At 67.4% G+C, this 11586-nt stretch carries 10 protein-coding genes; 5 read left to right on the plus strand and 5 right to left on the minus strand.

Translation table 11 applies throughout. From position 1 onward, the window contains the following. The first annotated feature begins 65 nt into the window (after positions 1-65). The 5 genes from AAC997_RS14640 (at position 66) to AAC997_RS14660 (ending at position 8961) form a co-directional block, all read left to right on the plus strand. Entirely contained in the window at positions 66-1640 is a 1575-nt protein-coding gene (locus AAC997_RS14640; protein WP_340646437.1) for a L,D-transpeptidase family protein, read from the plus strand. A 371-nt stretch (positions 1641-2011) separates the two neighbouring features. After that, complete coding sequence (locus tag AAC997_RS14645; RefSeq protein ID WP_340646438.1) at positions 2012-4792, plus strand: TonB-dependent receptor; 2781 nt, start codon at positions 2012-2014, stop codon at positions 4790-4792. 104 nt (positions 4793-4896) lie between these two features. Further along, positions 4897-5913, plus strand: a complete 1017-nt coding sequence (locus AAC997_RS14650) for a sugar kinase (protein ID WP_340646439.1) — start codon at positions 4897-4899, stop codon at positions 5911-5913. Between the two features lie 120 nt (positions 5914-6033). After that, positions 6034-8145 (plus strand): M13-type metalloendopeptidase, encoded by a 2112-nt coding sequence (locus AAC997_RS14655; protein ID WP_340646440.1) that lies wholly within the window; start codon positions 6034-6036, stop codon positions 8143-8145. Positions 8146-8154: 9 nt separating this feature from the next. Continuing rightward, entirely contained in the window at positions 8155-8961 is an 807-nt protein-coding gene (locus AAC997_RS14660; protein ID WP_340646441.1) for an RNA methyltransferase, read from the plus strand. Here the strand turns inward: AAC997_RS14660 and AAC997_RS14665 are convergent. The 5 genes from AAC997_RS14665 to AAC997_RS14685 form a co-directional block, all read right to left on the minus strand. After that, positions 8958-9368 (minus strand): helix-turn-helix domain-containing protein, encoded by a 411-nt coding sequence (locus tag AAC997_RS14665; protein ID WP_304829072.1) that lies wholly within the window; start codon positions 9366-9368, stop codon positions 8958-8960. The two genes, AAC997_RS14660 and AAC997_RS14665, sit on opposite strands and share 4 nt — an antisense overlap. A 241-nt stretch (positions 9369-9609) precedes the next feature. Then, positions 9610-9861 (minus strand): hypothetical protein, encoded by a 252-nt coding sequence (locus AAC997_RS14670; RefSeq protein ID WP_340646442.1) that lies wholly within the window; start codon positions 9859-9861, stop codon positions 9610-9612. Continuing rightward, positions 9858-10382 carry an isochorismatase family protein gene (locus AAC997_RS14675; protein WP_340646443.1) on the minus strand — a complete coding sequence of 175 codons (525 nt, stop codon included), beginning with the start codon at positions 10380-10382 and terminating at the stop codon, positions 9858-9860. The genes AAC997_RS14670 and AAC997_RS14675 overlap by 4 nt, the downstream gene beginning before the upstream one ends. Further along, positions 10379-11011: a GNAT family N-acetyltransferase gene (locus AAC997_RS14680; protein ID WP_340646444.1), complete on the minus strand. Its 633-nt coding sequence runs from the start codon at positions 11009-11011 to the stop codon at positions 10379-10381. Before AAC997_RS14680 ends, AAC997_RS14675 begins: the two co-directional genes overlap by 4 nt. Next, a complete protein-coding gene (locus tag AAC997_RS14685) occupies positions 11011-11571 on the minus strand; it encodes a hypothetical protein (protein ID WP_340646445.1) in 561 nt (186 codons plus the stop codon). Before AAC997_RS14685 ends, AAC997_RS14680 begins: the two co-directional genes overlap by 1 nt. Between the last annotated feature and the right edge of the window lie 15 nt (positions 11572-11586).

Genomic DNA, 11586 nt, shown 5'->3' on the forward strand with positions numbered 1-11586 from the left:
GAGCCACCTAGCCGCGCTTCGCGCGTTGCCCCATAGCTGGCGGGTAAAGGTGCGGATCGGCTTTGATGACTTTTGGGGGCGGCGACGCCACAGGACGTCCGGGGGATGAGGTCGATGCGGCGCGGGCGACGCGCCGGCAACTCGGCGCGTGGGTGCTGGGTGTTGGGCTCGCTGTCCCGGCCATCGCCGGCGCCCAGATCCTTTCCAGCCCGCTGATCGATCCACGTGTCCTGCAGTCGGTGGCGGTCGATCCGCGACTGCGCCGGTTCTACGCCCTGCGCAACTGGACACCGGCCTGGACCGACGATCAGGCGCGACAATTCTCCCAGGCCCTCGAGGGCGCAATCCGTCATGGCCTGGACGGCGACGCCTTCCGGCCGGCGCCGGCCAACGATCCGGCCAGCCGCGAGGCGGGCCTGACCCTGGCGGCCCTGACCTATGCCGACGCCCTGGCGCGCGGTCTGGTGGACCCGACCAAACTCTTCAAGCTGTTCACCCTGGAGCGCCAGGTCGTGGATGTGGCGCCGGGGTTGTCCCAGGCGCTGGATCGCCGTGAGATCGGCGCCTGGCTGGACCGCCTCGCGCCCCGAGACGCCGAATACAAGGCCCTGTCGGCGGCCTATGTGGCGCTGCGAGCACAGATCGGCCGGGCAGGGGGCTCGTCCATCCCTGAGGGCGGCGCGATCCAGCCCGGTGGCCAGGACTACCGCGTGCCGTTGATCGCCCAGCGGCTCTATGACCTGGGCTACCTCACCGGTTCACCCATGGCGTCTCAAACGCTGTCAGGCCCCATCTCGGAGGCCCTGAAGATCATCCAGGCCGAGAACGGCATGCAGCCGACCGGCCGGGTGGGCAACACCACGATCGGCGTCCTGAACGCCGGGCCCACCGATCATGCGCGGCAACTGGTGCTGAACCTTGAGCGCCGCCGTTGGCTGCGCCGCGAGGCGCCCGCGACCCGGATCGACGTCAATACGGCCGCCGCCTTCCTGACCTACTACCGCGACGGCGCCCTGGATTGGTCGGCGCGAACCGTGGTGGGCAGCGCCAACCGCGCGACGCCCAGCCTGCAGTCGGCCTTCAGCCAGCTCGTGCTCAATCCGCCCTGGAACGTGCCGGCCAGCATCGCCCGCGCCGAGATTCTGCCGCGTGGCGCGGCCTATCTGCGCCGCCAGAACATGTACGTCACCAATGGGCGTGTCGTGCAGCGTGCGGGGCCGAACGCGGCGCTCGGCCTGGTGAAATTCGACATGCAGAATCCCTACGCCATCTATCTGCACGACACACCGTCCAAGGCCCTGTTCGCCCGCGCCGCCCGTCACCGCAGCCACGGCTGCGTGCGGGTGGAGAACGCCGTCGAGTTCGCGCGCCATCTGGCCGATCAATATGGGGCGGCCGAGCGGTTCGAGGCGGTGCTGGCCTCGGGCGATACCGGCGTCGTGCAGCTGGGGACCTCGATCCCCGTGCGGCTGCTCTATCACACCGCCTTCGTCGGTGATCAGGGCAAGGTGGTTTACCGCTCCGACCCCTATGGCTGGGATATCACGCTCGCCACCGCGCTTGGTCTGGATCGTCCGCGCTCGACCCTGAACCCTGAAGAAGCCGCGCCCGATCCCGAGACCGCGCCGCTCGGACCGTAGGGTCTATCCATCCATCGGCGAGGTGGCGGGACGGCGTCTTCCGGTTCCGCCGGAAGCGCTATCCCTGTCCCCATTTACGTTTTTGACGCATTGCCCAGCTTTCGTGCAGCCTTCGCTCGCGTTTGAAGCGACCGGTCTTGCGAATGAGACAGAACCATGGCTATTCTAATTGCCACCGGTGTCAGAGGCCTTTCGAGGGTAATGACACCGGTGTCATAAATGGGGAAACGCGGGGAGCGTCGGATTGGCGCCCTCCACCTGACGGCCTTACGTCGCAGGTGGCTCCGCACAGGGAGGGACAAATGGTCCGCACTCGGTCTTGGACGAAAACGCGCGCGCTGTTCAGTGGTGCGTCGCTCGCGGCGCTGACCATGGCTGTCGCCGCACCGGCCTTCGCACAGCAGAACGAAGTCGAGGAACTGATCGTCACCGGCTTCCGGGGCAGCCTGCAACAGGCCCTGGAACTGAAGCGCGGCAGCGCGACGGCCAGTGACACCATCCTGGCTGAGGACATCGGCAAGTTCCCCGACCTGAACCTCTCGGAATCCATCCAGCGCATCTCCGGCGTCTCCATCACCCGTGACGGCGGCGAGGGTCGCCAGATCACCGTGCGCGGCCTTGGGCCGCAGTTCACCCGGGTCCGCATCAACGGGATGGAAGCGCTCTCCACCGCCGGCGGCACCGACGCCTCGGGCGGCACCAACCGCGGCCGGAACTTCGACTTCAACATCTTCGCCTCGGACCTGTTCAACTCGATCACCGTGCAGAAGACCTCCTCGGCGGAGACCGAAGAAGGCTCGCTGGGCGCGACCGTGGACCTGCGTACCGGACGCCCGCTGGACTACAACGGCTTCAAGTTCGTCGCCTCGGCCCAGGCCAGCTACAATGCGCTGTCGGAGGACGCCTCGCCGCGCGCCGCGGCCATGATCTCCAACACCTGGGCGGACGGCGCCTTCGGGGCCCTGGCCAGCGTCGCCTACACCAAGCGGTCCCTGCTGGACGTCGGCGCCTCGACCGTCCGCTGGGCGCCGGGCACCTCGTTCTCGCCGGGCTTCGACGCCCTGCCGAACGGCGCGGGCCTGCCCACCACGGTCAATCCGGCGGCCGCGGCCAACAACGCCGCCTTCCACCCGCGCTTCCCGCGGTATGACCGCTACGACCAGGAACAGGATCGCCTGGGCGCGACGCTCTCGCTGCAGTGGAAGCCGACGGACGCCACTGAGCTGACCTTCGACTACCTCTACGCCAAGCTGGACGGTAATCGTGAGGAGCAGTTCCTGGAGGCCCCGTCCTTCAGCGTCGGCGGCGCCTGCACCGCGGCCAACGTCAACACCTCCTGCGGCATCGCCGACACCAACGTGATCTCTTCCACGATCACGAACGGCATCATGACCGCCGGCACCTTCGACGACGTCGATCTGCGGGTCGAAGACCGCTACGACGAACTGTCGACCACCTTCACCCAGTACTCCCTGGACTTCACCCATTCGCTGTCTGACAGCCTGAAGATCCATGCGGTTGCGGGGCATTCCAAATCCGACCACGACAACCCGATCCAGACGACGATCATCTGGGATCAGTTCAACGTCGATGGCTACAAGTTCGACTACGGGCAGAGCCGCGCGCCGCTGCTCAGCTACGGCACCGCCGATCTTACCAACCCCAACGCCTGGACTCTGACCCAGGTGCGGATGCGCCCGCAGTCGGCGGTGAACACCTATGACACCGTGTCCGTCGACGGCCAGTGGGACGCCAACGACATCCTGACCTTCAAGGGCGGGTTGTCCTGGAAGAAGTATGACTTCGTCTCGACCGAAATGCGCCGCACCAACGGCACCTCATCGAACCGGGAAACCACGATCCCGGCCGGCGTGGCCGCGATCGCCAACTCGACCTACGCCAAGACCGTGACCCTTCCGACCCAGGGACTCGGTGTGCCCGCCGGGACGCCGACCGCCTGGATCTCGCCCAACTATTTCGACGCTTTGACCCTGTTCCAACTGAACGACCCCACCGCCTTTGGCGCGGCCTGGCGGTTGGGCAAGGAACCGTCGCTCTCCAACAACAATTCCGTCGGTGAGAAGGACAAGGGCGGCTTCATCCAGGCCGATTGGAACACCGAACTCGCCGGCATGCCGTTCCGCGGCAATGTGGGCGTCCGCTACGTGAAGACTCAGCAGACGGCGTCGGGCTTCACCTTCTCGGGCGGCGTGGCCGTGCCGATCACCGTTGCTCGGGAATATGACGACACCCTGCCGTCGGTAAACGCGGTGATCGAACCCTTCGACAACTTCCTGATCCGGGTCGGCGCGGCCCAGACCATGTCGCGTCCCAACCTCGGCAGCCTGACGCCGGGCGCCAGCGTCAGCGTCTCGGGGTCTTCGCGGACGGTGACGGCCGGCAACCCCGTCCTCGATCCGTTCCGGGCGAAGGCCTACGACCTGTCCTTCGAGTGGTACTACCAACCGGAAGCCCTGATCAGCATCGCCTTCTTCAAGAAGAAGGTGGACACCTTCGTCCAGACGCTCTCCACCCAGCAGGTGTTCACCGGCAACAGCTTCGGCATTCCCGATAGCGTCGCCACCGCCGCCTGCGGCGCGACCGTCGGCTGCAGCCCCTCGGCCACCTGGAACTTCACCACCCCGATCAACACCCCAGGCGGTGACGTGACGGGCTATGAAATCAGCTTCCAGCAGCCCTTCAGCTTCCTGCCCGGACCGCTGGCCAACACCGGCATTCTGGCCAACTACACGAGCGTGAAGTCGTCCATCAACTACTTGAACGCGGCCGGCGCCACCGTGGCCACGACCGACCTGACCGGCCTGTCGCGCAAGGCCTACAACGTGACGCTCTACTATGAGGACGAGAAGGTCAGCGCCCGGGTCTCGGCCAGCCACCGCGACAAGTACCTGACCCGCGTTCTGGGTCAGGAAAACACCGCCGCCCTGCCGGTGCCTTATGACGGCACCAACAAGACCTTCAATGTAGACGCGTCGTTCACCTATACCTTCAACGACCACCTGAAGTTCACGCTCGAGGGTGTGAACCTGACGGACGAATTCCAGGACCAGTTCAACGGACAGAACAACCTGGTGAACTTCTACCACCACACCGGCCGGGAATACCTGCTGGGGGTGCGCTACACCTACTAAGCCTAGATCCCCCGAGGAGAGACTTACGGCGCGCCGGTTCCCCGGCGCGCCGCTTTGTTTAGGTTAGGGCGGGTGTTCGATTCGCCGCCAGTCTGGAGACGCACGTGGCCCCTGATGTGGTCTGTTTCGGCGAGGTCCTGGTCCGCCTGGCCGCGCCCGACAACGAGCTGCTCCTGCAGTCGCCGACCCTGAAGGTCAGCTTCGGCGGGGCGGAGGCCAATGTGGCGGTCTCGCTGGCCCGCCTGGGCCATGCCGCCCGGATGCTCAGCGTGCTGCCCGACAATGGCCTGGGCCACGCGGCGGTCGATGAACTGCGCCGCTATGGCGTCGACACGTCCGGCGTCAGCTTCGCCGCCGGACGGATGGGCCTCTACTTCCTGACCCCTGGTGCGGCGCAGCGCGCGTCCCAGGTGCTCTATGACCGCGCGGATTCAGCCTTCAGCCGCGGGGTTTCGGCCGTCGACTGGGACGCCGCGCTGGCGGGCGCGGGATGGCTGCACGTCTCCGGCGTCACCGCCGCCATCGGCGCCGACACCGCCAAGGCGGCCGTCGACGCGGTACGGGCGGCGCGGCGGTTGGGTCTGACCGTCTCCATGGACTGCAATTACCGCGCGACCCTGTGGCAGGCCTGGGACGGCGACGCCCCGGCCATCCTGGGCGAGATGCTATCCCAGGCCGACCTGGTGTTCGGCGACCATCGCGACATCGCCCTCGTGCTGGGGACTTCCTTCGAGAGCGGCGAGGGGGCCGACGGCCTGCGCCGCTGGGCCGCCGACATGGCTTTCAAGGCTTGGCCGAACCTTAAGCGCCTGGCCTGCACCGACCGGGTGCAGCACACGGTGAACCACCACGACCTGGCGGGATTCCTGTTTTCCCGCGAGGGCGCCTGGCGCACCGCAAGCCGGACCATGGATCCCATCATTGACCGCATCGGCGGCGGCGACGCCTTCGCCGCCGGGGTGATCCACGGTCTGCTGACCGGGATGGCCGAGGCCGAGCTGCTGGACTTCGCGGTGGCCGCGGCGGTGCTGAAGCACGCCACGCCGGGAGACTTCAACCTGGCGACCCTGGCCGATGTCGAGGCGGTGCGGTCCAGCCACAGCCTGGATGTGCGACGCTAGCCTTCTCACATGACGGAAGATTAATCCGCCGCCGGGGCGCAAATCGCGGCGCCGGTGTATGAAGGCTCAAACGCTGAGAGCGCGCCGTGACGCGCCCGGTCCCATGGGAGCCTTCTAAAAATGACCAATCTGAAAACCTTGCTGCTGGCCGCCTGCGCGCCGGTGATCCTGTCGGCCTGCGCCAGCATGGGCGCTGCGCCGTCCGCGCCGATCCCGGCCCCAGCCCCTGTCGCCGAGGCGCCCAAGCCCGCCTACGGGACCTACGGCTTCGACGCCGCCGGCATGGACGCCTCGGTGAAGCCGGGCGACGATTTCTTCAGCTACGCCAACGGGACCTGGATCAGGACCACCGAAATCCCTGCCGACCGGTCCAGCTACAACACCTTCGCCGTCCTGCGCGACGTGGCCTCAAAGCGCACCGTCGAGCTGATTGAGGCGGCGGCGAAAACGCAGGGGCCGGCCGGGTCCGAGGCCCGGATGATCGGCGACTACTATGCCAGCTTCATGGACGAGGCCGCCGTCGAGGCGAAAGGCGCGACCCCGCTTGCGCCGGAGCTGGCGCTGATCGCGGCCATCAAGACCCGCAAGGAGCTCTCGGCCCATCTGGGCGCGTCGATGCGCGCTGACGTGGACATCATGAACGCCACCAGCACCAAGACCGACCGGCTCTTCGGCCTGTGGGTGGTGGAAAACCTGAACGATACCAGCCGCTACCTGCCCTACATCATCCAGGGCGGGCTCGGCATGCCCGACCGGGTCTACTATCTCGACGCCGGCGCGAAGTACGTGGACCTGCGCGCCAGGTACAAGGCCCACGTCGCCAACCAACTGCGGCTGGCCGGCTTCAGCGACGTGGAGGCCCGCGCCACCCGGATCCTGGCCCTGGAGACCAAGATCGCGGCCACCCACTGGACGGCGTCCGACACTTTCGACATCGCCAAGGCCAACGTCCAGTGGACCCGCGCCGACCTGTCCAACAAGGCGCCGGGGATGGACTGGGACGCCTTCCTGACCGCCGCCGGCCTGGCCGACCAGCCGCTGTTCGGCGCCTGGCAGTCCACCGCCATCAGCGGCGAGGCCAGGCTGGTGGCGTCAGAACCGATCGCTGCGTGGAAGGACTACCTGGCCTTCCACGCCGTGGAGCGGGGCTCGCCCTACCTGTCCAAGGCCTTCGTCGACGAGAGTTTCGCCTTTAACGGGACCGCCCTGTCGGGCACGCCGCAGCAATCGGCCCGCTGGAAGCGCGGCGTGGACTTCACCGGCGAGGCATTGGGGGAAGCGATCGGAAAACTCTATGTCGCCAAATACTTCCCGCCGGAATCGAAGGCGGAAGTCGAGACCATGGTGAAGAACGTGCTGACCGCTTTCGGTCACCGCATCGACCGGCTCGACTGGATGGACCCGGCCACCAAGGCCAAGGCCCACGAGAAGCTCGCCAACTTCCAAGTCGGCGTCGGCTATCCCGACCGGTGGCGTGACTATTCCGGATTGAGGATCGAGGCCGGCGACGCCTATGGAAACTGGCAGCGCGGCGAGCTCTTCGAATACCGCCGCACGCTCGGCAAGCTCTCCCAGCCCGTGGACCGTGGTGAGTGGTACATGACGCCGCAGACGGTCAATGCGCTGAACGCGCCAATGCAGAACTCCATCAGCTTCCCCGCCGCCATCCTGGAGCCGCCGTTCTTCGACCCGAACGCCGACCCGGCGGTGAACTACGGTGCGATCGGCGGGGTGATCGGCCATGAGATCACCCACGGCTTCGACGACGCCGGCGCGCTGTTCGACGCCCGGGGCAATGTGCGCAACTGGTGGACCGACGCCGACATGGCGCACTTCAAGGCCTCGGCCACCCAGCTCTCGGCGCAGTACGACGCCTACAAGCCGCTGCCGGATCTGGCGGTGAACGGCGACCTGACCCTGGGCGAGAACATCGCCGACCTGGCGGGCCTGGCCACGGCCTATGACGCCTATCACCTGTCGCTGAAGGGCGCGCCTGCGCCGGTGATCGACGGGGTCACCGCCGACCAGCGGTTCTTCCTCGGCTGGGCCCAGAACTACCGGGGCAAATACCGGGAGGCCGCCTTGCGCCGGACGCTGTTGACCGACGGACACGCGCCCGCCGAATACCGCGCGGATACGGTGCGCAACCTGGACGCCTGGTACGCGGCCTTTGGCGTCAAGCCGGGCGAGAAACTCTACCTGGCCCCGACGGATCGGGTGAAGATCTGGTAGCCGAGCTTCGTGCCTGAGATCATCCTGATCGACGACCCCGCCGATCCGCGCGTCGCCGCCTATCGCGACGTGCGCGAGCGCGATCTCGTCGGCCGCGAGGGCCTGTTCGTGGCCGAGGGCGAGGTGGTGCTCAATGTGCTGGCCCGCTCGACGCTGTGCGAGCCGGTCTCGCTGATGATCGCCCGCAAGCGGGTGGCGGGGCTGGCCCACCTGATCGCCCAGATACCTGAAGATGTTCCGGTCTATTCGGCCAGCCAGGAGGCGATGGACGCGGTGGTGGGATTCCACATTCATCGCGGAATCCTGGCCCTGGGCCGTCGGCGCGTCTCCCCGAGCGCGACAGAGATTCTGGCCGGCCTGAGGGAGGGCGCGCTGGTGCTGGCGCTGTCGGGGATCGCCAACCACGACAACATGGGGGGGCTGTTCCGCAACGCGGCGGCCTTCGGGGTGGACGCCGTGCTCTTGGACACAGACTGCTGCGACCCGCTCTACCGCAAGGCTATCAGGGTTTCCGTGGGGGCGGTGCTGGCGACGCCGTTCGCGACGGCGCGGGGGGACCTGCTCGACACCCTGGGCGCCGCCGGATTCCAGACTGTGGCCTTGAGCCCCGGCGGGGCCACGCGCCTGGCGGATCTCAGGCGTCCGTCAAAGACCGCCGTGCTGCTGGGGGCCGAGGGGCCGGGCCTGGCCGCCTCGGTCCTGGCCCGCACGACGACGGTGGCCATTCCCATGGCCACCGGCTTCGACTCGCTGAACGTGGCGACGACCGGGGGAATCGTCCTGCACCACCTGGCCTTTGCGGCCGGACGGGATTAGCGCGCGCGCTTGGGCGCGGGCTCTTCAGTCTCTTCGATCAGGGATCGCGTCAGGTTGAGGATCGCGGTGCGCAGCGAGGGCTGCTGGACGCTGGCGAAGGCCTCCAGGAGCTGGACGGCGCCCGGCACGGCCAGCTTTTCGAACAGGCTCTCGTCGCCGGTGGGGCGGTCGTTCTCGCCCACCAGTTCGCCGACCGTGGTCTCCAGCTTCTCGGCGATGCGCACAAGCATGGAGGCCGAGGTGCGGTTGGCGCCGCGTTCGTACTTCTGGACCTGCTGGAAGCTGACCCCCAGGTGATCGGCCAGGGTGGACTGGGAGATGCCCAGCCACTTGCGGCGCACGCGAATTCGGTGGCCGACAGCGACGTCGATGGGGTCGGGCCCCGCGTCGTCAATATTCTCGCTCACGGACATGTCCTTCTGGCGCGCACGCTCCAGTACGCAGCGTCTTTCTGCACGCGTAAAAGCCGCACCACCACCAATTTGTCCGACCTAAGACATAGGGCCGCACCTTAGAGTTAAATTTCGCCTCCCGCGAATATTGCAGCGTCATATTCCGCAGTATGACTATCTTGAGACGCGAATTACCCCCAAAGCGGGGATGTGTGGAAATAGTAACCTATGCTGTAGCTGCAATTCCTGATTGTGGTCAGGCGTCTGAAACACGACCCTCCAGGATGCCATGGATCTGATCGAGGACGGCGATGGCTACCTCCTCGCCCTCAGACTCCGAGATTTCCGCGGCTCGGCGGACGATCACCGAGAGGGTCGCCATGTCCCTGGGACTTAGCAGGCTGGCCATTTCCAGCAGTTCGGCGGTCTGGTCGTCGAGGTCCATTTCGGATGGCTGGCGCGGCGGCTCGACGGACAGGAAGCTGTAGGGGATTTTGAAATCGGTCATGGCATGTTCGCCGCGGCGAACCGCGAGGCGTCCTCGAAGAAAAGCTCGCGGGAACTGGTTACGCGCGCCCGGGGGGCGAGGGCGGCCAGCGGCTTGAGCAGGATCTTTCGGTTGGCGGGGTCGCCACCCACGGCGTCGTCGATCACCTCGACGGCCAGGTCGCGGTCGGCTGCGGCGAAGGCGGTGGCGAGCACTGTGTCGGCCATGGAGAAGCCGATCAGCACCAGGGGACCGCCCAGGATCTGGGCGGTCTGGCTGAAGGTGCGGTTTGTGAAGGCCGAGGGCCCCTGGCGGACAAACACCGCCTCGGAGGGCAGGGGTTCCAGTCCTGTGATCGGCCGGCCCTCCGGCATGGCGCCGTGTCGGGCGTGCACATGCAGCACTGGCCAGCGGCGGCGGCGGGCCTGCTCCAGGACGGTGCGGCAGACAGCGGCCGTCGCGGCCGCGCCCTCGGTGGAGAGGCGTTCGTGCTGCAGGTCGAGGCAGACCAGGGCCGAGGCGTCGGGCGGGTAATTCCTCATCGCGACAACCTGCCGGGATTACTGGCCAGTCGTTCGGCGGACTTGTCGAGCACGCCCGGTTCGGTCCAGGCGCCCTCCGGACGCAGCAGTTCGTAGGGATCGGAGTCCAGGGTCAAGGCGTCGTGCGGCGGCACCCCCTCCACCACCATCTCCACATAGTCGTGGTCGGAAACGACAAAGCCGTCGCGCCTGGGTCGGACATAGGCGTTGAAGTACTGCTCCCAGAAGGGGATCAGCCGCACCTGCCCGTAGCCAAGGATTTTCCGGTAGTTCTTCTTCTCCGCCAGCTTCTTGGCGGCCAGGATCAGCATCAGAGTGGCGCGGCCGCGGCGGAACTCCTTGCGCACCGCCACCCGCTCCACCTTGGCGAAGTCGGCGAACCAGCGAATGCGCAGGGTCCCGATCGGCTCTCCGTCGCGTCGCAGGATCAGGTGGGTGGCGCCGGAGAAGTCGTTGCCGTCGTACTCTTCGTCATAGGGGCAGGCCTGCTCGCCCATATAGACCAGGGCGCGGACCGCCATGGCCTGCATCAGGTCGGGCAGGGTGCGGCAGACCACGACCTCCAACTGGCCCTCGTCGACCTCGGCTCGGGGCCGGGCCTCCAGCGGCATGCGGACGTTGGCGTTCATCAGGCGACCTTCCGTTGGGCGGTCCAGGTGGGGCAGACGACGAGGCCGCCAGGGCCGGGCACGGCCCTAGCCCCCATACGGCGCAGCAGGGTGCGCTCCCCGCCGGGCGTGGCGGCGCGGCCATAGAGCGGGACGGTGTCGTAGATCTCGCGATGGATCGCCAAGGCCGCGGCCATCACGACGGCGCGGCCGCGCCAGGTGACCCCGGCCATGCCCCAGCCATAGACCGCGATGACCCGGTCGGCGGGCCGGGCGACCATCCGCATGGGGGGTGTGACGCCGTCGAACACGCCGGCGGCCAGGGTGGGGGCGGCGGCCGGATTGAGAGGAATGATGCAGAGGACGCCGGCCAGTCGGCCATCGGCGTCGCGGTAGCTGAAGGCCGAGCAGCGGCTGCGGTCCTGGACGGCCTGCAGGGTTTCCACGGTCGCGACGGCGGGACCGACGGTGCGGGCGGCGATATCGCGGCCCTCGACGATTTCATCAGGCGTCGCCAGCGTCAGGCCCAGCCGCGCAAGATGTTCTCGCGGGCGGATCGTGGCATCGGCGGCGCTCGGCATCCTGGTCACCTGACT

The organism is Phenylobacterium sp., from assembly GCF_037968635.1.
Classification (GTDB): domain Bacteria; phylum Pseudomonadota; class Alphaproteobacteria; order Caulobacterales; family Caulobacteraceae; genus Phenylobacterium.